The 19,676-nt window shown below is 73.4% G+C and carries 20 protein-coding genes; 7 read left to right on the top strand and 13 right to left on the bottom strand.

The window, feature by feature from the left end:
- From ACIBK9_RS43695 to ACIBK9_RS43675, 5 genes are all read right to left on the bottom strand, one after another.
- Window positions 1-879 carry a sulfite exporter TauE/SafE family protein gene (locus tag ACIBK9_RS43695; protein WP_397164890.1) on the bottom strand — a complete coding sequence of 293 codons (879 nt, stop codon included), beginning with the start codon at window positions 877-879 and terminating at the stop codon, window positions 1-3.
- Between the two features lie 96 nt (window positions 880-975).
- The gene (locus ACIBK9_RS43690) at window positions 976-1,212 is read right to left on the bottom strand and encodes an SHOCT domain-containing protein (protein WP_387668614.1); all 237 of its coding nucleotides are present in this window, start codon (window positions 1,210-1,212) and stop codon (window positions 976-978) included.
- 140 nt (window positions 1,213-1,352) lie between these two features.
- A complete protein-coding gene (locus tag ACIBK9_RS43685) occupies window positions 1,353-2,126 on the bottom strand; it encodes a class I SAM-dependent methyltransferase (RefSeq protein WP_397164888.1) in 774 nt (257 codons plus the stop codon).
- 59 nt (window positions 2,127-2,185) lie between these two features.
- Window positions 2,186-2,659 (bottom strand): Clp protease N-terminal domain-containing protein, encoded by a 474-nt coding sequence (locus ACIBK9_RS43680; RefSeq protein WP_397164886.1) that lies wholly within the window; start codon window positions 2,657-2,659, stop codon window positions 2,186-2,188.
- Complete coding sequence (locus tag ACIBK9_RS43675; protein ID WP_352326953.1) at window positions 2,656-2,853, bottom strand: helix-turn-helix domain-containing protein; 198 nt, start codon at window positions 2,851-2,853, stop codon at window positions 2,656-2,658. The genes ACIBK9_RS43680 and ACIBK9_RS43675 overlap by 4 nt, the downstream gene beginning before the upstream one ends.
- A 57-nt stretch (window positions 2,854-2,910) precedes the next feature.
- On the opposite strand from ACIBK9_RS43675, the gene ACIBK9_RS43670 reads away from it, so the two are divergent.
- A complete protein-coding gene (locus ACIBK9_RS43670; protein WP_397164884.1) occupies window positions 2,911-4,389 on the top strand; it encodes an FAD-dependent monooxygenase in 1,479 nt (492 codons plus the stop codon).
- Here the strand turns inward: ACIBK9_RS43670 and ACIBK9_RS43665 are convergent.
- Both ACIBK9_RS43665 and ACIBK9_RS43660 read right to left on the bottom strand, forming a co-directional pair.
- A complete protein-coding gene (locus tag ACIBK9_RS43665; RefSeq protein ID WP_352349443.1) occupies window positions 4,370-5,017 on the bottom strand; it encodes a response regulator transcription factor in 648 nt (215 codons plus the stop codon). The genes ACIBK9_RS43670 and ACIBK9_RS43665 overlap by 20 nt on opposite strands.
- A complete protein-coding gene (locus ACIBK9_RS43660) occupies window positions 5,014-6,126 on the bottom strand; it encodes a sensor histidine kinase (protein ID WP_397164882.1) in 1,113 nt (370 codons plus the stop codon). Before ACIBK9_RS43660 ends, ACIBK9_RS43665 begins: the two co-directional genes overlap by 4 nt.
- A gap of 95 nt (window positions 6,127-6,221) precedes the next feature.
- Here ACIBK9_RS43660 and ACIBK9_RS43655 point away from each other — a divergent pair, with 95 nt between their 5' ends.
- The gene (locus ACIBK9_RS43655; protein WP_397164880.1) at window positions 6,222-7,946 is read left to right on the top strand and encodes a gamma-glutamyltransferase family protein; all 1,725 of its coding nucleotides are present in this window, start codon (window positions 6,222-6,224) and stop codon (window positions 7,944-7,946) included.
- A gap of 212 nt (window positions 7,947-8,158) precedes the next feature.
- Window positions 8,159-8,836 (top strand): glycoside hydrolase family 25 protein, encoded by a 678-nt coding sequence (locus ACIBK9_RS43650; RefSeq protein WP_397164878.1) that lies wholly within the window; start codon window positions 8,159-8,161, stop codon window positions 8,834-8,836.
- 10 nt (window positions 8,837-8,846) lie between these two features.
- On the opposite strand, the gene ACIBK9_RS43645 is transcribed toward ACIBK9_RS43650, so the two are convergent.
- Window positions 8,847-10,301, bottom strand: a complete 1,455-nt coding sequence (locus tag ACIBK9_RS43645; RefSeq protein ID WP_397164877.1) for a flavin-containing monooxygenase — start codon at window positions 10,299-10,301, stop codon at window positions 8,847-8,849.
- 210 nt (window positions 10,302-10,511) lie between these two features.
- The gene (locus ACIBK9_RS43640) at window positions 10,512-10,685 is read right to left on the bottom strand and encodes a hypothetical protein (protein WP_357990759.1); all 174 of its coding nucleotides are present in this window, start codon (window positions 10,683-10,685) and stop codon (window positions 10,512-10,514) included.
- A 106-nt stretch (window positions 10,686-10,791) separates the two neighbouring features.
- On the opposite strand from ACIBK9_RS43640, the gene ACIBK9_RS43635 reads away from it, so the two are divergent.
- Together ACIBK9_RS43635 and ACIBK9_RS43630 are read left to right on the top strand one after the other, a co-directional pair.
- Complete coding sequence (locus tag ACIBK9_RS43635; protein WP_397164875.1) at window positions 10,792-11,574, top strand: SURF1 family protein; 783 nt, start codon at window positions 10,792-10,794, stop codon at window positions 11,572-11,574.
- Window positions 11,575-11,576: 2 nt separating this feature from the next.
- Window positions 11,577-11,888, top strand: coding sequence for a DUF3817 domain-containing protein (locus tag ACIBK9_RS43630; protein WP_352349459.1), 312 nt, complete (start codon window positions 11,577-11,579; stop codon window positions 11,886-11,888).
- A 25-nt stretch (window positions 11,889-11,913) separates the two neighbouring features.
- On the opposite strand, the gene ACIBK9_RS43625 is transcribed toward ACIBK9_RS43630, so the two are convergent.
- From ACIBK9_RS43625 to ACIBK9_RS43610, 4 genes are all read right to left on the bottom strand, one after another.
- Window positions 11,914-12,105, bottom strand: coding sequence for a hypothetical protein (locus tag ACIBK9_RS43625; RefSeq protein ID WP_352322643.1), 192 nt, complete (start codon window positions 12,103-12,105; stop codon window positions 11,914-11,916).
- A gap of 105 nt (window positions 12,106-12,210) precedes the next feature.
- Entirely contained in the window at window positions 12,211-13,629 is a 1,419-nt protein-coding gene (locus ACIBK9_RS43620; protein WP_397164873.1) for a glycosyltransferase family 39 protein, read from the bottom strand.
- A complete protein-coding gene (locus ACIBK9_RS43615) occupies window positions 13,626-14,693 on the bottom strand; it encodes a protein kinase (RefSeq protein WP_387668590.1) in 1,068 nt (355 codons plus the stop codon). Before ACIBK9_RS43615 ends, ACIBK9_RS43620 begins: the two co-directional genes overlap by 4 nt.
- Window positions 14,694-14,732: 39 nt before the next feature.
- Window positions 14,733-15,587, bottom strand: a complete 855-nt coding sequence (locus ACIBK9_RS43610) for an arylamine N-acetyltransferase (RefSeq protein ID WP_397164871.1) — start codon at window positions 15,585-15,587, stop codon at window positions 14,733-14,735.
- A 72-nt stretch (window positions 15,588-15,659) separates the two neighbouring features.
- Here ACIBK9_RS43610 and ACIBK9_RS43605 point away from each other — a divergent pair, with 72 nt between their 5' ends.
- Both ACIBK9_RS43605 and ACIBK9_RS43600 read left to right on the top strand, forming a co-directional pair.
- Complete coding sequence (locus ACIBK9_RS43605; RefSeq protein ID WP_387668586.1) at window positions 15,660-16,343, top strand: response regulator transcription factor; 684 nt, start codon at window positions 15,660-15,662, stop codon at window positions 16,341-16,343.
- A complete protein-coding gene (locus ACIBK9_RS43600; protein WP_397164869.1) occupies window positions 16,340-19,669 on the top strand; it encodes a DUF4153 domain-containing protein in 3,330 nt (1,109 codons plus the stop codon). The genes ACIBK9_RS43605 and ACIBK9_RS43600 overlap by 4 nt, the downstream gene beginning before the upstream one ends.
- Window positions 19,670-19,676 lie beyond the last annotated feature (7 nt).

The following is a 19,676-nucleotide window of genomic DNA, read 5'->3' as shown; positions in this document are numbered from 1 at the left end:
CTAGGAGAACCTGATGAACCCCGAATACATCCCCATCCCGCACACGTAACGCAGCGAGCCGGGGCGGTGGGGCGGCAGCCGTACGGTGGCGGGCAGGGCCACGTCGCGCCCGTCGATGGTGACGGTGCCCGTGCAGCCCTGATCGACCAGTTTGAAGATGACCTCGACCGGTACGTTCGCCGGGACGGACACGGCGGCGGGCCGGTAGCCCTCGCGGGTGGCGTAGACCGTGACGGTCCGGGCGGCGGGGCCGGCGGCGGCCGGTGCGGCCTCACCCGTCCAGCCGCCCAGGTTGAGCCCGGCCACGACGGTCCAGAGCCCGGCGGCGACGGCGACGACCCCGGCGAACTTGGCCAGCCGGGTGCGGGAGATCCGCCGCAGCACGTAGCCGAGCAGCGCGAACGCCGGCGCCGTGCCGACCACGAACCCCGCCATGGCCGCCGCGCCCGACAGCGGCGAGCCGCTGGAGACGGCGAGCATCTCCATGCCGATCGTCACCCCGCAGGGCACCAGGACGGTGGCCGCCCCCAGCAGCGGCGCCTGGTACCCGGACGGCCGGACGGGCTCGGCGCACGCGTGCCGCCCGCCGCGCATGAGCCGGATCGCGAACACGATCACGGCGCAGCCGGCCGCGACCAGGAGCACGGCCCGCGCCCGCGGCGGCAGGCCGACCGCCGAGCCGAGCAGCCCGAGCAGCGCTCCCACCAGCGTGTACGCCGCCAGCCGGCCGGCCAGGAACCAGGCCACCAGCGCCGGGTCGCGGCCGGGGCGGTGGCCGACCAGGCCCACGAGCAGCCCGCCCTGGGCGGCCGTGCACGAGGCGGTGCCCGCCACCAGCCCGGCTGCCACGCCCCCGGCGAACAGGGTGACCGCCTCCACGCTCAGCCCTCCCCGGTCGCGCGCGATGCTTTCGGGGGAAACGTAACGCGGCAGGCCGGATGCGGCCAGTGACAGTTCTTGTACCCTTAGTGATGTTTAGGTGGTTGCGCCCTTGAGCACGGACATCTTCTCGAAGAACTCGTCGTCGCCCAGCTCGCCGCGGGCGTACCGCTCGGCCAGGATCTGCTCGGCCGACGCGGTTGGCCGGTCAGGGACGGCCGCCGGGCGACGCCCCCACCAGCCCTTGCGGCGGGCGGTGACGGCGAGCGCGATGAGCGCGACCCAGAACAGGCCCCAGAAGACCGGGAAGACCGGCCAGAGATGCGGATGCATGACTTCCTCCTTCGTCCTGCCTCCAGGGTCCGCCTTCGCGCGGCGCGGCGAATCGCCCCCCGGGAGCCGCCGCCGCTGCGCCCCGGGGAGTGCTCAGGCGGGCCCGGCGTACGCCTGAGGCGGTAGCGCGCCGGCGCGTTTCATCGTCCGAAGGACGGGTGCGCCCAGGGCCGCCGGGCCTCGATGAGGAACCTGGACGAATGGGCGACGAACGGGCCCTCGGCCTCGATGAGCTCGTGCAGCTCGCGCAGCCTGTCGCCGTAGCGGGCGACCGAGAAGCCGGGCACGATCCAGATCACCTTGCGCAGGAAGTAGATCACCGCGCCGATGTCGCGGAACTCCATGCGCAGCCGCTCGGCCCGCAGGTCGACCACCTCCAGCCCGGCCGCCTCCGCCTCCGCCACGGCCTGGCGCGGGTCGCGGGCCGAGCCGTCCTGCGGGCCCATGAAGAACTCGGTCAGCTCGAACACGCTGCGCGGGCCGACCTGCTGCGAGAAGTACGCGCCCCCGGGACGCAGCACCCGGGCGATCTCCGCCCACCAGGTCGCCACCGGATGGCGGCTGACCACGAGGTCGAAGACGCCGTCGCGGAACGGCAGGCGCGGCTCGTCGTCGTCGGCCACCACGTACGCGCCGCGCGGGCGCAGCCGGGCGGCGGCCAGCGCCAGGTTGGGCGGCCACGACTCGGTCGCCACCGTCACCTTCGGCAGCGTGGGCAGCCCGGCCAGGATCTCGCCCCCGCCGGTCTGGACGTCGAGCGCCGCCCGCGCCTCCGCCATCCGCCCGGCCAGCAGGCGGGAGTAGCCCCACGAGGGCCGCTCCTCGGTGGCCCGGCCCTCCAGCCAGGAGAAGTCCCAGCCGGCCACGGACACCGTGTCGGCCTCCTCGACCAGGTCATCGTATGTACGCCGCATCCTTCGACCATGTCAGCGCCCCGGCCGCGGCTTCAACCGGATTTCTCCCGTGTCGCCGATCAGGCGACCCGGGCGCGGACGGCCGCGCGGTCGATCCCGAGCTGGTCGATCAGCCGGGCCACCGGGTCGTGGCGGTCGAGCTCCAGGAGGGCGAGCAGGAGGTGGCGGGGCGCCTGCGGCCTGGTCTTCCGCCGGGTGGCCCCGATGGCGGCGTTGATCACCGCGCGGGCGCTCGACGTGAGCGCGGTGCCGGGGACCGGCGGATGCCGGCGGGGCGTCGCGCGCGGGGCCTGGCCGAGGTCGAGGCCGATCGAGCGCAGCGCCTCGCGGTCGAGCTCGTCGAGCGCGGCGCGCGCCCCGGCCAGGTCGACGCCGAGCGCCCGCGCCGGCTCGGCGGCGGGATCGTGCAGCAGGCCGAGCAGCAGGTGCTCGGTGCCGAGCCGCCGGTCGCCGCGCTGCCTGGCCTCGTCGAGCGCCGCGCTGACGACGGCCGCGAAGGGGCTCTTCTCCTTGCCGAACATGGCGATCCTCACTTTCCGTATCTGGCGTGCACGGACTGCCGCGACATGCCGAGCGCGTCGCCGATCTGTTCCCAGGTCCAGCCCTGCTCCCTGGCCGCCGCCACCGACGCCGCCTCGACCTGCTCGGCCAGCCGGTGCAGCGCGCCCACCGCCCGCAGGCCGAGGGCGGGGTCGTTCGACCTGATGCGTTGAGACAGCTCTTCCATGTCCACGCTGTCAGGCTAGATTGACAGGCGAGATTTTGTCAATCTAGCCTGACAGGCATGGACGACGTGATGATCGTGGGAGCGGGCCCGGTCGGGCTCATGCTCGCGGGCGAGCTGGCGCTGGCCGGCTTACGCCCGATCGTGCTGGACAAACGCCCGGAACCCAGCGAGCTGCCCAAGGCCAACGGGCTCGCCGGGCAGATCGTGGAGCTGCTCGGCCACCGCGGCCTGCTCGGCGTCCTCGCCGAGGGCAGCGGCTTCGCCGACCCCGCCCCGGGGTTCCCGTTCGGGCAGGTGCCGCTGCGCTTCGCCGGGCACGACGACATGCCGCTGCGGCTGCTGCTGATCCAGCAGCCCCGGCTGGAACGGCTGCTGACCGAGCGGGCCGTCCGGCTCGGGGCCGAGATCAGGCGCGGCCACGAGGTCCTCGGGCTGGCCCAGGACGAGGAGGGCGTCACGCTGGAGCTGTCCACCGGCCGGGCCCGCGCCCGGTACGTGGTCGGCTGCGACGGCGGGCACAGCACCGTCCGCGCCCTGGCGGGCATCGGCTTCCCGGGCACCACCGACGACGAGGTGCTGCGGCTCGGCCACTTCGCCCGCGACGAGCAGGGCCCGTTCCAGGCGCCGCGCGTCGAAGGCCTGGAACCCGGCTGGAACCGCACCCCGGCCGGCCGGCTGCTGCTCACCTCGCTGCGGCCCGGCGTGCTCATCGCGGGCGTGCGCGAGCGCGGCACGCTGCCCGGCGGCCCGGTGACCCCGGACGACTTCCGCGCGGCCGTACGCCGGGTGATCGGGCGGGACCTGCCGCTGGGCGAGCCGATCTGGCTGTCCGGCACGGTCGCCCAGGCCAGGCTCGCCGAGCGTTACCGGGCCGGGCGGGTGTTCCTGGCCGGGGACGCCGCCCACCTGTTCCCGGCGGGCGGGTCGGCCCTCAACGTCGGCCTGACGGAGGCGGCCAACCTGGCCTGGAAGCTGGCCGCCGTGCTGCTCGGACGGGTGCCCGCCGGGCTGCTCGACACCTACGAGGAGGAGCGCCGTCCGGTGGCCGCGCGGGCGCTGGCCCAGACCCGCGCCCAGGCGGCGCTGGAACGGGCCCCCGGCGAGGACGGCGACGCCCTGCGCGCGCTGCTCGCCGAGCTGTTCGCCGACGAGCAGCCGCTGCGCCGGCTCGCCGCGCTCCTGCACGGCTCCGACACCCGCTACCCGCCCGCGCCCGGGCTGGAGCACCCGCATCCGCTCGCCGGCCGGTTCCTCCCCGACCTGCCGCTGAGCACGGCGGCGGGGGAGCAGCGGACCGCCGGGCTGCTGCGGGCCGGACGCCCGCTGCTGCTCGACCTCCGCGAAGACCCGGACCCGGTGCTGCCCGAGGGCGGCTGGATCGACGTGGTGCGGGCGCGGTGCGCCGAGCCGCCCGCCGACGTGCTGCTCGTCCGCCCCGACGGGTACGTGGCCTGGGCCGGGACCGGCGGCCTGGCCGAGGCCGCGCGGGCGTGGTTCGGCGCGGGGCCGTCCGCCGTCAGAGCCAGCCCGGCTTGACCAGACCGGACTCGTAGGCGATGACCACGAGCTGGGCGCGGTCGCGGGCGTGCAGCTTCATCATGGCCCGGCTGACGTGCGTCTTGGCCGTGGCCGGCGACATGAACAGCTTGGCGGCGATCTCGTCGTTGGTCATGCCCGTGCCGACCAGGGAGAGCACCTCGCGCTCGCGTTCGGTGAGCTGGTCGAGGCCCTGGGTGGCGACCGGCTCCTTGGCGCGCGAGGCGTACTCGGCGATCAGCCGCCGGGTCACGCTCGGTGACAGCAGCGCCTCGCCCGCCGCCACCACCCGCACGGCCTGGATGAGCTCGGCCGGCTCGGTGTCCTTGACCAGGAAGCCGGACGCGCCGCCGCGCAGCGCCTCGAAGACGTACTCGTCCAGCTCGAAGGTGGTCAGGATGATGATGTGCGGCCCGGGCGGCATCAGGCGGGTGGCGGTCAGGCCGTCGGTGCCGGGCATGCGGATGTCCATCAGCACGACGTCCGGGGCGTGCTCGCCGGCCAGGCGCACCGCCTCCGCGCCGTCGGCCGCCTCGGCCACCACCGTCATGTCGGGCTGGGCGTCCAGCAGGGCCTTGAAGCCCGCCCGGACCAGCGCCTGGTCGTCGGCGAGCAACACCTTGATCACGTTGGGTTCTCCTCGGGTAGGGGCAGACGGGCCTCGACCTGGAAGCCGCCGCCCGACGGGCCGGCGACGAGCGTGCCGCCCAGGGCGGAGGCGCGCTCGCGCATGCCGGGGATGCCGTTGCCGCTGCCTTCCTCCGACAGCACGGCGGGCTTGGTCGCCCCCGTGTCGGCGACCACGATGGCCAGCTCCTCGGCGCCGTACTCCAGGCGCACTGACACCCGCGAGCCGGGCGCGTGGCGGGCGGCGTTGGTGAGCGACTCCTGCACGATCCGATACGCGGCCCGCTCGACCTGCGGCGGCAGCGGCCGCGACCCCACCCGCCGGAGCGAGACCTCCATCCCCGAACGCTGGACGAGGTCGTCGAGCCGGTCGAGCCCGGCCGTCGGGGAGCGCGGGGCGCCCTCGCGCAGCACGTTGAGCACCGAGCGCATCTCGCCCAGCACCTCCTTGGACGCCGTCTTGATCGTGGCCAGGGCCGAGCGGGCCTGCTCGGGGTTGGCGTCGATGAGGTGCAGCGCGGTGCTGGCCTGCACGTGGATGAGCGAGATGTTGTGCGCGAGCACGTCGTGCAGCTCCTGGGCCATGGTCAGGCGCTCCTCGCTGGCCTGCCGCCTGGCCTCCTCCTCCGCGACGCGCTCGCGCTCTGCCTGGCGTTCCCTGACGATCCTGACCAGCTCGGCCACGACCATGAACAGCAGGATGAACGCCAGGATCGCCACGCTGTGGAACAGGTCGCGGTTGCCCACCCACCAGGCGTAACTGAGGAGCGAGGCCACCGTCATGGTGGCCATCGTCCAGGCCATCAGCCGTCTGCCGCCCGTGACCAGGAGGAACAGCAGGACGCCCGGGCTGAGGAAGGCGGGGCCGTAGGCGTAGCCGCCGATGAGGAACAGGTCCATCGCGGCGAGCGCGACGGAGACCGTCAGCAGCGGGAACCGCCTGCGGAAGAGGATGGTCAGCGGCCCGACCAGCAGCAACGCGTACGCGTAGGGGTCGAGCGGCTCCCTCAGGAGGCGCTGCTGGCCCCACGTCGCGCCTTGGGCGATCACCAATTGGGCGACCGCCACGATGAGGGCGAGATAAGGGTCGAAACCGGACTTCCAGCGCACGCCTCCACGCTAGGCCACCGGCGGCGCGCGCGACATCATCCCCTTGTCCGAGGGGGCCCTACCACGACGGGCGTAGCTGGGTCATCGTGGACACCATGCGCCGTGTGATCTTCTCCGCAGCAGCAGTCCTCATCTCACTCCTGCCCGCCGCGCCCGCGTCCGCGGGCCCCCAGCAGAAGGCCCCGGTCGCCGAGGGGTACGGAGGCGCCGTCGCCACCGTCGACCTCGACGCCAGCAAGGCCGCGATCTCCGTGCTGAGACGCGGGGGCAACGCCGTCGACGCGGCCGTGGCCGCCGGAGCCGTGCTCGGGGTCACCGAGCCGTACTCGGCCGGCCTGACCGGCGGCGGCTTCATGGTGTTGTACGACGCCAGGCAGCGCAAGGTCGTCACCATCGACGGCCGCGAGACCGCCCCGCGCGCGATGACCGCGACCAGCTTCGAGGGCATCCCGTTCGACGAGGGCGTCACCAGCGGTCTGTCGGCGGGCGTGCCCGGCACGCTGGCGCACTGGGACCTGGCCCTGCGCCGGTTCGGCACCCTCTCGCTCGGCCAGGCGCTCCAGCCCGCCATCGAGGTGGCCTCCCGCGGCTTCGTCGTGGACCAGACGTTCCACGACCAGACCGCCGCGAACGCCGGCCGCTTCAAGGACATCGCCTCGACGGCCCGGCTCTACCTGCCGAACGGCGCCCCGCCGCCGGTCGGCTCGGTGTTCAAGAACCCGGAGCTGGCGAACACGTACCGGGAACTGGCCCGGCGCGGCCCCGGCTGGCTGTACGGCGGCCGGCTCGGCGCGGAGATCGTGGCCACCGTGAAGAAGCCGCCGGTCACCCCCGGCAGCACCCGCAACGTCAGGCCCGGCCTGATGGAGCTGTCGGACCTGCGGGACTACCGCGCCCTCCTGCGCGAGCCCACCAAGATCTCCTACAACGGCATGGACGTCTACGGCATGGCCCCGCCGTCCTCGGGCGGCTCGACCGTCGGCGAGGCGCTCAACATCCTCGAAGCCCTGCCCAAGGTGGGCCTGCACGAGTACCTGGAGGCGTCCAGGCTGGCCTTCGCCGACCGCAACGCCTACGTCGGCGACATCCCCGGCGTGCCGCTGCGCGAGCTGCTGTCCGACGGGTTCGCCAAGGAGCGCTCCTGCCTGATCGGCGACCGGGCACTGACCAGCCCGGTCGCTCCCGGCAGCCCCGACGGCACGTACGGCGCCTGCGCCACCCCGACCGGCACCGCGACCCCGATCGCGGACGAGGGGCCGGAGACCACGCACCTGGTCGTCGCCGACCGCTGGGGCAACGTGGTCGCCTACAACCTCACCATCGAGTCGACCGGCGGCAACGGCATCGTGGTGCCGGGCCGCGGCGTGCTGCTCAACAACGAGCTGACCGACTTCACCTTCGGCCCCGCCCCCGGCGACCCCAACCTGCCCGGCCCCGGCAAGCGGCCGCGCTCGTCGATGGCGCCCACGCTGGTGTTCGACCACGGCAGGCCGGTGCTGGCCGCGGGCTCGCCGGGCGGCTCGACGATCATCACGACCGTGCTGCAGATCCTGGTCAACCGGTACGAATTCGGCATGAGCCTGCCCGACGCCCTCGCCGCGCCGCGGGCCACGCAGCGCAACACCGCCCAGACGCAGGCCGAGCAGGCGTTCCTCGACAAGTACCGGGCCGAGCTGGAGGCCAAGGGGCACGGCTTCGTGCTGAACCCCGAGATCGGCGCGGCCACGGCGCTGGAACTGCGCGGCCACGGCCTGGTCCAGGCCGTCGCCGAGCCCGTACGGCGGGGCGGCGGCAGCGCCCTGGTCGTCGACCCGCGCTGAGCGCGCACGGCGGCGGCCCCCTCGCGGGCCGCCGCCACTCGCCGGCTTGACCCCGGCATGAGGGAATGTTTGCCCAGGTCACGGGGTTGTAACGGGCATCGCGACGCGCCATGCCGCCGGGCGGGAACCGCCTGCCGCAGCGCATCAGCCGCCGTCGCGGCATCCCGACAGACACCCGTGGGCGGCTGCCGCCTGCCCTCAGGAGGAACCCCGTGAAGCCGAACGTCAAGAAGCTGTACGCGAGCGCCCTGCTGGCCGCCACCGCCGCCGTGTCGGGCCTCGGCCTGACGTCCGCCCCCGCCCACGCCGACGGCCTCACCTACGGCCAGGACGTCTCCCACTACCAGCCGGACCACGACTGGGCCGCCAGCGGCGCCGCGTTCGGCATCGTCAAGGCCACCGAGGGCGCCACCCGCGTGGACGCCTCCTTCGCCCGCCACTGGGCCGACCTGGGCGCGAAGGGCAAGGTGCGGGGCGCCTACCACTACGGGCACCCGTCGAACGACCCGATCGCCGAGGCCGACCACTTCCTGTCCGTGGTCGACCGGCAGCCGGCCGCCAGGGGCGACCTGCTCGCGCTCGACCTGGAGACCGCCGACGGCCGGTCCGTGACCGAGGTCAACGCCTGGGCCAAGAAGTGGCTGGCGCACGTCCAGGCCAGGACCGGCGTCACGCCGCTGTTCTACAGCGGCTGGAACTTCGCCGACGAGTACGGCCACGGCCTCCAGCGGTACCCGCTGTGGGTGGCCCGCTACGGCAAGGGCCCCGGCCAGGTGGCCGCCCCCGCCGACTGGAAGACCTGGACCATCCACCAGTACGCCGACGCGCCGGTGGACCAGAACGTCTCCGCGCTCACCCCCGTCCAGCTCAAGGCGCTGGGCCGCAGGTGACCCGCCGTCCTCAGTAGATGAGCTCGTACGCCTCCGGCCGCACCTTCCGCGTACGGGCCCAGTACTCGAAGGTGAATCCCGGCCAGATCGTCCGGTTCACTCCGTGCTCGTCCAGATACCAGGAGCGGCAGCCGCCCGCGTTCCACACGAGCGGGTCCAGGCGCGCGTGCAGCCGGCGGTTGAAGGCGTCCTGGGCGTCCTTCCTGACGTCCAGCGCCCTGGCCTGGGTCCTGGAGAGCAGGCGCAGGCACTCGATGACGTAACGGACCTGCGACTCGATCATGAAGACGACCGAGTTGTGCCCGAGGCCGGTGTTGGGGCCGAGCAGGAAGAACAGGTTCGGGAAGCCGGCGGTGGTGATGCCGTGGTAGGTCTCGATGCCGTGCTGCCAGGCGTCCTGGATCTTCAGGCCGTTCCGGCCGGTGATGCGCTGGTCCTGGAGGGCCTCCACGACCTTGAAGCCGGTGCCGTAGACGATCACGTCGGCCGGGTGCTCCGCGCCGGTCGTGGTGACGATCGAGCGGGGCCGGATCTCGGCGATGCCGTCGGTGACCAGGGTGACGTCCGGCCTGGTCAGGGCCGGGTAGTAGTCGCTGGAGACGAGCACGCGCTTGCAGCCGATCGTGTAGCCGGGCGTCAGCCTGCGGCGCAGGCCGGGATCGGGCACCTGCGCCGCCAGGTGCTTGAGCGCCAGCACCTCGTGCGCCTTCATCAGGCGCGGGTGCACCGCGAAGCCGAGCGCCCGGCTCTCCAGCGCCCAGTAGATGGCTCCGCGCAGGGCCCGCGCCATGCCGGGCAGGGCCAGGACGCGCCGGGCGGCGGGGGAGAAGGCGAAGTCGGGCTTGGGGTGGATCCACGGCGGCGTGCGCTGGAAGACGGTCAGCTCGCGCACCCGGGGGGCGAGCTGGGGGACGAACTGGACGGCGGACGCGCCGGTGCCGACGACGGCGACGCGCTTGCCGGTCAGGTCGACCGAGTGGTCCCATTCGGCGGAGTGGAAGGAGGGGCCGGCGAAGGATTCCCTCCCCGCAATTTCCGGAAATTTCGGGATGTGGAGGGCGCCGATGCCGGAAACGATCGCGTTCGTCCGCATGGTTGCGCCGTCGTCCGTGGTGACCGTCCAGGTCCGGTGGCCGTCGTCGTACTCCAGGGACGTGACGTGCTTGTTGTAGCGGATGTGGGGGGTCACTCCGTACTTGTCCGCGCACGTGCGCAGGTAGTCCCGGATCTCGGCCTGCGGGGCGAACATCCGCGTCCAGCCGGGGTTCAGCTCGTACGAGTAGGAGTACATGTGCGACGGCACGTCGCACGCGCACCCGGGGTAGGTGTTGTCCCGCCAGGTGCCACCGAGGTCGGCGGCCTTCTCCAGGATCACGAAGTCGTGGTAGCCGGCCTCCTTGAGCTTGATCGCCATGCCGATCCCGGCGAAGCCGGTGCCGATGATCACCAGTCCTGGCTCAGCCACCGAACCTCCTCTCCCAGGAGAAACGCGCCCGGCGCGGCTTGATGTCCCACGTATTGGACATATCGTCCAATGTAGTCAGGCGTCAGCCGCTGGTCCAGTCCCGGACATGAAGCCCGTCACATCGGCCGGCCGGTATGCGCAGTGTGTGCGGAGACGACAAAGACCCGCCACGGCGTCGGGGCGGGTGGGGTGTCCGTATGCGGTTGGGTGCTAGCGGAGCAGCAGGAAGGCGGCGACGCCGATGATCACGATCACCACGGCGACCGCGAGGATCGGCAGCAGCGGCGACTTCTTGGGGGCCGCCGCGGCCTCCTGCTCCTGGCGCTGCGCGAAGGCGCGGAACTGCTGGGTGTTGCCCGCGGGATCGATATGCTGGTCAGACATGGCCAGCAGCCTAGCGCGATGGCATGGTCCATTTGCACCCCTTTGCCACTACCTATAGGCACGGGCTGATGAGGGGACCACTCCCCCCGGCGGATAGCTTTGAGGCATGCTCCGGACCCTGCTCTCACCCCGCGTCGTGGGGCTGCATCTGCTGACGATCGGGGTCCTCGTCGCCTTCATCCTGCTCGGCCGCTGGCAGCTCGGCGTGTTCCAGGACTCCGGCAAGCCGCACGTGGCCGTCGATCCGGCCCCCGTGGGCGTCGCCACGCTGGCCCAGGTGGGCGGGCAGATGGACGGCGAGGCCGTCGGCCGCAGGGTCGTCGCCGAGGGCACGTACGAGGCCGCCCGGCAGCTCCTGGTCGCCGACCGGCGGCCCGACGTCGACGCCCCCGGCGGCAACGTCTCACGCGGCCACGGCTACTGGGTGCTCACCCCGATCAGGCTCGACGACGGCACGCTGATGCCGGTCGTGCGCGGCTGGGCGGCCGAGGCGGACGATCCGGGCGTCGCCGCCGTGCCGCAGGGCCGGGTCACGGTGCACGGGCGGCTGCGGGGCCAGCAGGGCACCGACAGCGTCCAGCGGCGGGCGGAGGGGCTGCCTCCGGGCCAGGTGCAGACCGTGTCCACCGGTGAGCTGATCAACCTGTGGACCGGCCAGAAGCTGCGGACCGGTTTCCTGGTGGCCCAGCCGCCGTCCGGCTCGCTCACGCAGGTGAAGATCCGGCCGCCGGAGGTCGGTGGCACGCTGACCTGGCGTAACCTGGCTTATGCCGCAAACTGGTGGATCTTCGCTGGATTCGCCGTCTTCATGTGGTTCCACTTCGTACGCGACGCCGTACGGGCGGATCGGGACCGCGACAAGTCCCCCGAGATGGTTCTGGAAGGTTAACGGTGGAATCGGCTCTCAAGCCCTTCCGGGTGCTCGCCTACGTGGTCGGCGTCATGCTGCTCATCCTGTGCGTCGCGATGGTGCTGCGCTACGGCTTCGGCGCCGCCGAGCTGTCGAAGATCGTCGCGCCCATCCACGGCGGCCTGTACATGATCTACCTCATCACCGTCATGAACCTGGGCATGAAGGCACGCTGGAGCTGGCCGTACATGCTCGGGGTCATGCTCGGCGGCACGGTCCCGTTCCTGTCGTTCTACGTGGAGCGCAGGGTGCACGGCCGGGTGCGGTCGGAGCTGAGCGCGGCGAGGGCCTGACGACCCCCGCCGCGGCCCGCGGGCCTCAGCCGCCGATCCCGCGCCTGCGGGCCCGCTTGAGCCGCTCGCGCTGCGACGGGTCGAGCATGAGGTAGCCGACCACCGGCGCCGCGACCGCGCCGAGCACCACCAGCAGGGTGATCCAGCCCGGCAAGAAGATCAGCGAGAGCAGAACCGCGGCGCCTGCGCCGATGACGTACTTCTGAACTGGCGACATCCCTGGCTTCCTCCGAACGCGGAGCCCGCGCCCCGCCTCTCCCACATTCTGCGTCGCCCGTCCAACGAGTGGACCCGTGCCTGAGGTTCCATGACGCGATGTATCTCAATTGTTGCGGGACCAGAGGGTGAGGTGGATCGAGCCGTATGTGCGGGTCTGTCCTGGGACAAGCGTTCTTTTGAGGGTGCGGTAGCGCTCGTCGTCGGCGTACTTCGTCCCGATCCTGGGGGAGATGAGCCAGACCCGGTCCACGCCCTTGAGGGCCGTGTCCAGTTCGGCGGCCGTGCGCGGGCCGGGCGCGCCGGGCGCGCGGGTGAGGTCCGTCAGGCGGTCGTACGGGGCGCCGTACACGGCCACGAACAGCCGGAAGCGCTGCGGCACGAACAACACCCGGTCGCCCGGACGTTCCTCCGCGGCCAGCGTGGCGGCCAGCGCGCGCAGGTCGTCGGGACGCGCGGCGGGCTGCCTCATCGCCGCCTGTGCGGGCGACACGAGCACGGCGAACAGCACCAGGACGGCGACCGGCACGGCCCGCCACCGCACCCCGGCCAGGCCGATCCCGGCGAGCACCGCGAGCAGCGGCACCGCGAAGAGCACGTAACGCGGATGGTAGACGGGCTGGACCTGGGAGATCGCGAACGACAGCGCCACCGGCAGCACCGCCCACACCGCCACGGCCGGGGCGCGTACGGCTCCCCACAGCGCGGCGGCGAACAGCACGACCGCGCCCGCCCCCGCGACCTCGCCGGGGAAGGCGGCCAGCTCGGCCCAGCCGGGGGTCCTGAGCCAGAAGACCTGGGCGTCCCGCTGACCGGCGGCCAGGACGAGCAGCGGCACGAGCGCCGCTCCCGCCGCGCCGACCGCCGCCGACGACCGCACGACGGCGGGCATCGGGTTCGCGGTGAGCCGGCGGCGGAGGGCGGGCAGCCAGGCGGTGAGCAGGTGGGCGGGGACGAGCAGCAGGGCGTACAGGTGCAGCCAGCCGAGCAGCGCCACGCTCGCGCCGTAGGCCGCGCAGACCCCCGCGCCGGGACGGTCGAGCAGCTTGACCAGGAGCCACGTGGCCAGCACGGCGACCGCGCTCACCAGGGCGTACGAGCGGGCCTCCTGGGCGTACCGGGCGGCGATGGGGGTGAGGGCGTACAGCAGGCCGGCGTACAGGCCGGCGGGGGTGCCGGCCAGGCGGCGGCCCAGGGCCGCGACCCCGAGCGCGGCGGCCGTGAAGGCGAGCACCGAGGGCAGCCGGACGGCGATCTCCGGCGGCCAGGGAAGCGCGGCGAAGGGCCGCAGGAGCAGGTAGTAGAGGGCGTGGACGGCGTCGAGGTCGGCCAGGAAGCGGCGCAGCTCGCCGAACGGCATGCGCGCGACCAGCGCGCTGACCGACTCGTCCCGCCACAACGACGGCCCCGAGAGCCCCCAGAACCCGGCCGCCGCGGCGACGGCCGCGGGCACGACCGGCCACCACCGGCCGGCGTCCCGCGTGGCGGCGTCGACGGGACGCGGCAGGACGGGCACGCGGGTCATCGGCGCGGGCCCATGACCGCCCGCAGCTCGTGCCGGAGAAGTTCGGGGGCGGGACGGTCGGCCGGATTGCCGGAGAGGAGGCGCACCAGGACGGGAGCCAGCGCCCCGGCCCGCGCCAGCGACGCCCCCGGCGCGGGCGGCACCCCCTCCACGGCCATGAACAGGGTCGCCCCCAGGGACCACAGGTCAGCGGCCGGGCTCGCCACCCCCTCCGGAGCCGTGTACGCCGGGACGGTGCCCGACCGCAGCGGCGCGACCAGCGTGGCCCGCCCCTGGTCGGAGATGAGCACGCCGCTTGGCTGCACCGCCCCGTGCCGCCCGCCCATGGCCTGGAGCTGGTCGAGCAGGGCGAGCCCGATCTCGGCCACCTCGGCGGGCGGGAGCGGTCCAAGGGCGCGGACGACCTGGTCGAGCGGCTGGTCGAGAGCCAGTCTCTCCAGCGTCTCGCGGACCACCTCCACCGGCGGCGACCCGGCGGGATGCAGCATGGCGCGGATCAGCGACCGCAGCGGGTCGGCGCCCTCGGCGGGCACCTGGCCGGGCGGGCGGCCCTCGACGGCGAAGTGCAGCGTGGCCGCCAGCGACCACAGGTCGGCCGAGGGCCGCATGCTGAGGCTCGGCACCCCGAACCCGGTGAGCACCGCCCTCCCGGTGCCGGTCAGCAGCACGTTCCCGGGGCTGACCTGCCCATGGACGATCCCGGCCGCGTGCGCCACGGACAGCGCCGACAACACGCAGACGCCCATCCTGGCCACCTGGACGACGGGCAGCGGCTGCCGCGCGCGTACGGCCTGCTCCAGCGACACCCCCGAGACGAACTCCATGACCAGCCAGGGCACCCGGTCCTCGACCAGCACGCCGAGCACCCGGGCGATCGAGGCGTGCCGCAGCCCCGCGGCCCTGCGCGCCTCGTGCAGCGCGGACTCGCGCAACTCGGGCGGGATGCGCAGCTCCCTGACCGCGACGTCGCGGTGTTCCGTCTCGTCGAAGGCCAGCCGTACGGACCCCGCGCCCAGGGGGTTGAGCAGCCGGTAGCGCCCGGCCAGCTTCCTGGTCTCAGCCATGTCGAGTGCACGATAGCGCTCGCCCGGCCCGCCCGGCCATCACGCGGTCCGGCCGGTCAGCCACGCCTCGTGGGCGTCGTGCAGCCTGCTCCAGAGCCGCTCCTCGTCCTGGTCGGTCAGGTCGTCGAAGGTCAGCGAGAACACGTCGGCCAGCGCCGCGAAGTAGTCGCGCGCCGTGTCCAGGGTGATCGAGTGGCTGCCGGCGCCGACGCGGGTCAGGACGAGTCCGCGCAGCGTGTCCACGCCCGAGGCGTCGCGCCTCTGCACGACGGCGGTGCGCACGAACCCCGACGACGGTGACGTCGACAAATGGCTGTGCATATCAGCGAAAGCGGACATCTCTGTCGGGGTCCGCTCGAAATCCATCCCCACGAACGAACCACTCGGGTCATGGTCGAACCGCCACCCGCCGGGCGCGACCTGCGACGGCCGCAGGACGTACGTGAACGGCCCCTGCCGGTACGCGCCCGCGACCAGCGGCAGCGGCTCGTGCACGCCGTCGCCGAGGCCGAGGTCGGCCAGCCACTCGCCGCCCGGGTTGTCCTGGCTCGGCAGGCCCCGCACGGTCAGCACGAGGTGGTTGCCGGTGACGCCGGGCTCGCTGCCGGGGTTCTGCACGCCGCCGACGTGCCTGGTGACGTCGTAACCGAGGTCCCTGATCAGCTCGGAGAAGGCGCCGTTCAGGTGGTAGCAGTAGCCGCCGCGGCCCCTGATGATGCGCTCGGCGGACTCGACGGGATCGAGGGAGGTGGGGCGGCCGAGCCAGATCTCCAGCGCCTCGTAGGCGACCTTCTCGACGTGCGCCACGTGGAGCGCGCGCAGGCCCTCGGCGCTCGCGGGGGCGTCTATCAGGTGGGACAGGCCCAGACGGCTGAGGTAGCCAGCGGTGTTCACGCGGCAAGTCTGCACCAGATGTGCACAAATTATGGAGTGTCGTCTGCACAGCGCACTTCTAGGCTTTCGTACGTGGCAGAGCAGCGGCGTGTCCTCGTGGTCGAGGACGATGTGACGATCGCACTGGCCGTGCGGAACAGGCTGGCCGCCGAGGGTTTCGACGTCCGGGTGGCGGGCGACGGGCAGGACGCCCTCGTCCAGTACGGGAAGGCGGAGCCCGACCTGGTGATTCTCGACCGGCTGTTGCCCGGTCTGGACGGGCTGGAGGTGTGCCGCAGGATGCAGGCGGCGCGCCCGGTGCCCGTCCTCATGCTGACCGCGCTCGGCGAGGAGACCGACGTGCTGGTCGGGCTGGGGGTGGGGGCCGACGACTACCTGGCCAAGCCGTTCAGCATGCGCGAGCTGGTGGCCAGGATCCACGCGCTGCTGCGCCGGGTCGAGCGGGCCGCCCAGCTTGCCGTCGAGGACACGGTGATCAGGGTGGGCGAGGTGGAGATCGACACGGCCGCGCGCCGGGTGTTCGTGGGCGGGATCGAGGCCCAGCTCACCAGGACCGAGTTCGACCTGCTGCGGCGGCTGGCCGAGCGCCCCGGGCAGGTCTTCGAGCGCGACCGGCTGCTGTCGGACGTGTGGGGCTTCTCCGAGGCCGCCGCGACCAGGACCGTGGACAGCCACGTCCGCGCGCTGCGCCGCAAGCTCGGCTCCGACGTGGTGCGCACCGTCCACGGCGTGGGCTACGCCCTGGTCCGGCAATGAGGCCGCTCGACTTCCTCGGCCGCATCAAGGTCAAGCTGGGCATCGTCATCGTGCTGGCGGTGGGCACCGCGTTCGTGGTGAACGAGGTCGGGCTGAACGCCGGGTTCACCCGGGACGTCCGGATCGTGGTCGCGGTCATCCTCGCTCTGATCATGGTCCAGGTGCTGGCCATGGGCATGACCAAGCCGCTGCGCCAGATGGCCAGGGCCGCCCAGACGATCGCCAAGGGCAGCTACGGCCTGCGGGTCAGCGCCACCTCGCGGGACGAGGTGGGCGAGCTGGCCAGGGCGTTCAACGCGATGGCCGCCGACCTCGGCGAGGTGGACCGGCAGCGGCGCGAGCTCGTCGCGAACGTCAGCCACGAGCTGCGCACCCCCATCACCGGCCTGCGCGCGGTGCTGGAGAACGTCGTGGACGGCGTCTCCGCGCCCGACCCGGTCACCATGAGGACCGCGCTCGCCCAGACCGAACGGCTCGGCCGCCTGGTCGCCCAGCTCCTCGACCTGTCCAGGCTGGACTCCGGCGTCCGGCTGATCGAGCCCGAGGCCGTCGCGCTGGCGCCGCTGGTCGAGCAGGCCGTGCGGGAGGCGTCGCTGGCTCGTGAGGACGTCACGATCGAGGCGTCGGCGCCCGCCGGGCTGGGGGTGCGGGCCGATCCCGACCTGCTGGCGCAGGTGCTGGCGAACCTGCTGGACAACGCCGTACGGCACAGCCCTCCCGGGGGCGTGGTGACGGTGGCGTGCGGCGCGGAGCGGGACGGGGCTCGGCTGGTGGTGGCCGACCAGGGGCCGGGCATCCCGGCGGCGGCCCGGGGGCGGGTGTTCGAACGGTTCTCCCGGCTGGACGCGGGGCGCGCGGCCGACTCCGGGGGCGCGGGGCTGGGGCTGGCGATCGTCAAGGAGGTCGTGGAGCTGCACGGGGGGTCGATCCGCATCGACGAGTGCGCGGGGTGCCGCATGGTCGTCGATCTACCAGGAAGGACGACGATGACGGACACACCGTTCGACACGGGGGCGAACCGGAGCCACAACGACCACCTGAGAGACCCGCTCCCCCCAGCCACCGCCGCCCACGCAGGCGGCGCCGTCCCCACCGCCCCCACCCCGGCGCCCCAGATGGCGGCTGAAGGCACGACGGCGGAGGAGGGCGCGACGGCAGGGGAGGGCGCGGCTGCCTCGGGAACGCCGGTCCGGCCGGCCACGGCCGAGGACGCGCCGCCCGCGCCGGCAATGACGGACCCCGGCCCGCTCCCGGCGTCCGGCACCCCCAGAGGGCTGGACGCACCCGCAGGGTCCGGCGCCCCCAGAGGGCCTGGGGCCACCACAGAGGCTGGGACGCCCATAGAGGGCGGCATCCCCACAGTGGCTGGCCCCACCACAGGGGCTGGCATCTCCGCAGCGTCCACCGCCACAACAGGGATCGGTATGCCCGCGGGGATCGGTGCTGCCGCAGGGGGAGGCATGCCCGCAGGAGGCGGGGCCCATGAGGCAGGCGGTGCGGCGCAGCCCGTGTCGGCGGGGGTGGCTCCGGTGGGGGTTGGAAGCGGGGGGCTGGCCAAAATGGTCGGTGGCGGGGTCCTCGGGGTGATCGTCGGGTTTCTGGGCGGTCTGTTCGCGGCCGTGCTGGTTTCGATGACCGTCGGCGACGGTCTCGCGCTCGTCACCCTCGTCATGGTGACCGCCCTGGGCGGCGCGCTCGGCATGGCGCTGGGCGCGGGCTCAGCGCGCAGAACGGCGGCCTACCAGGCCGCCTACCAGACCGCGACGCACCAGGGTGCCGTCTATCAAGGCGCCGCGCACCAGGAGGCCGCCTATCAGGGGGCCGGGCGGGCAGGGGGCGGGGGTGGGCAGGTGTATGTGCCGCCGCCGCTCTTCCCCAGGCCCGAGCTGCCCGCGCCGCCGCGCTGGCTGCTGCCGGCCGCCGCGGGCGCCGGCGTGTTCGCCGCCGTGGCGCTGCCCGACGCGCAGGTCGGGCTGGGGATCGTGCTCGTCGCCATGGTGCTCGGCGCGGCGGCGCTGCCGGCCGTGCTGCGCAGGACGACCCCGTGGACGCTGGCGTTTGGGATGACGGCGTACTGGCTGATCTCCATGACGGCCGTGCGCGACGCGGACTGGCTGGTCGCGATCCTGCTCATGGCGGGGACCGGGCTGGGCGCGCTGGCGGTGTCCGGGGCGGGGGCGGGCTGGCTGGGCGTGATCAGGGGCGGCATGTCCGTGGTGCTCGCACTCGGCCCGGTGCCGTGGTTCCTCGCCGGGCCGTTGCGGAAGCTGACCGCCAGGCGGCGGATCCTGCCGGTGCTCGCGGGGCTCGGCATCACGGTCGTGCTGGTGCTGGTGTTCGGGCTGCTGTTCGCCTCGGCCGACGCGGTGTTCGCCGCGTACGTCGAGCGCCTGACCAGCACCCCTGCCTGGGCCGACTCGGTGCCTTCGCGGATCTTCGTCTTCGGGTTCGTCGCCGTGCTGCTGGCCGCCACGGTGCTGGTCGCGCTGCGGCCGGTGATCGACCCGGTCGGTCCTGAGCACAAGTTCGGCGTGAGCAGGAGCGTGTGGCTGGTTCCGCTGGTCGCGGTGAACCTGCTGTTCACGGCGTTCGTGGCGGTCCAGATCAGGGTGCTGTTCGGCGGCGACGGCTGGGTGCTGCGGACGGCGGGCCTGACCTACGCCGAGTACGCCAGGCAGGGGTTCTTCCAGCTCGTGGTGGTCAGCGTGTTCGTGCTGGGCATCGTCGCGGTGGCCGGGGGGCTGCTGCGGACCGAGCGCGGCGAGCGCTGGCTGCTGGCCGTCATGCTCGGCGTGTTGTGCGGGCTGACCATGGTGGTGCTGGTCTCGGCCCTGCACCGGATGAGCCTCTACACCGACGCCTACGGCCTGTCGCGGCTGCGGATCTCGGTGCAGGCGACGGTGTGGTGGCTGGGCGCGCTGTTCGCGCTGGTGCTGCTGGCCGGGGCGGTACGCCTGGCGGGCCGCGGCTCCGGCTGGCTGCCGCGCACGATCGTCCTGGTCACCGGGCTCGGCCTGGGGGCGTTCGCGATGGTGAACCCCGATCTGCAGGTCGCGCAGACCCAGGTCGAGGTGCGCGGCGTGACCAACATGGACTCCGACTACCTGGGCGACCTCGGCGCGGAGGCCGTGCCCGCGCTCGACCGGCTGCCCGAGCCGCAGCGCAGTTGCGTGCTGGCCGACGTGGTCCGCGCCAACGGGCTCGACCGTCCCGACCCGTGGAACGGCTGGAACCTCGCCCGCGCGCGGGCCAGGGACCTGCTGGCCGAGCGGCCCGTCGTCCGCTCGGTCACGTGCCCATCGGCGTCCTCGCGCGGCTCTGATTGAATCTTGG

The sequence above is a fragment of the Nonomuraea sp. NPDC050227 genome (assembly GCF_044459705.1).
Lineage (GTDB): Bacteria > Actinomycetota > Actinomycetes > Streptosporangiales > Streptosporangiaceae > Nonomuraea.
Note: the sequence above shows the minus strand (reverse complement) of the source record. Positions and strands in the feature narration are given on the sequence as shown.

Excerpts from the sequence above, each read along its gene's own strand:
- ACIBK9_RS43600 (WP_397164869.1), top strand. The coding sequence starts at position 16,340 with ATGAGGCCGCTCGACTTCCTCGGCCGCATCAAGGTCAAGCTGGGCATC.
- ACIBK9_RS43655 (WP_397164880.1), top strand. The coding sequence starts at position 6,222 with ATGCGCCGTGTGATCTTCTCCGCAGCAGCAGTCCTCATCTCACTCCTG.
- ACIBK9_RS43675 (WP_352326953.1), bottom strand. The coding sequence starts at position 2,853 with ATGGAAGAGCTGTCTCAACGCATCAGGTCGAACGACCCCGCCCTCGGC.
- ACIBK9_RS43635 (WP_397164875.1), top strand. The coding sequence starts at position 10,792 with ATGCTCCGGACCCTGCTCTCACCCCGCGTCGTGGGGCTGCATCTGCTG.
- ACIBK9_RS43640 (WP_357990759.1), bottom strand. The coding sequence starts at position 10,685 with ATGTCTGACCAGCATATCGATCCCGCGGGCAACACCCAGCAGTTCCGC.
- ACIBK9_RS43670 (WP_397164884.1), top strand. The coding sequence starts at position 2,911 with ATGGACGACGTGATGATCGTGGGAGCGGGCCCGGTCGGGCTCATGCTC.
- ACIBK9_RS43615 (WP_387668590.1), bottom strand. The coding sequence starts at position 14,693 with ATGGCTGAGACCAGGAAGCTGGCCGGGCGCTACCGGCTGCTCAACCCC.
- ACIBK9_RS43690 (WP_387668614.1), bottom strand. The coding sequence starts at position 1,212 with ATGCATCCGCATCTCTGGCCGGTCTTCCCGGTCTTCTGGGGCCTGTTC.
- ACIBK9_RS43685 (WP_397164888.1), bottom strand. The coding sequence starts at position 2,126 with ATGCGGCGTACATACGATGACCTGGTCGAGGAGGCCGACACGGTGTCC.
- ACIBK9_RS43620 (WP_397164873.1), bottom strand. The coding sequence starts at position 13,629 with ATGACCCGCGTGCCCGTCCTGCCGCGTCCCGTCGACGCCGCCACGCGG.
- ACIBK9_RS43625 (WP_352322643.1), bottom strand. The coding sequence starts at position 12,105 with ATGTCGCCAGTTCAGAAGTACGTCATCGGCGCAGGCGCCGCGGTTCTG.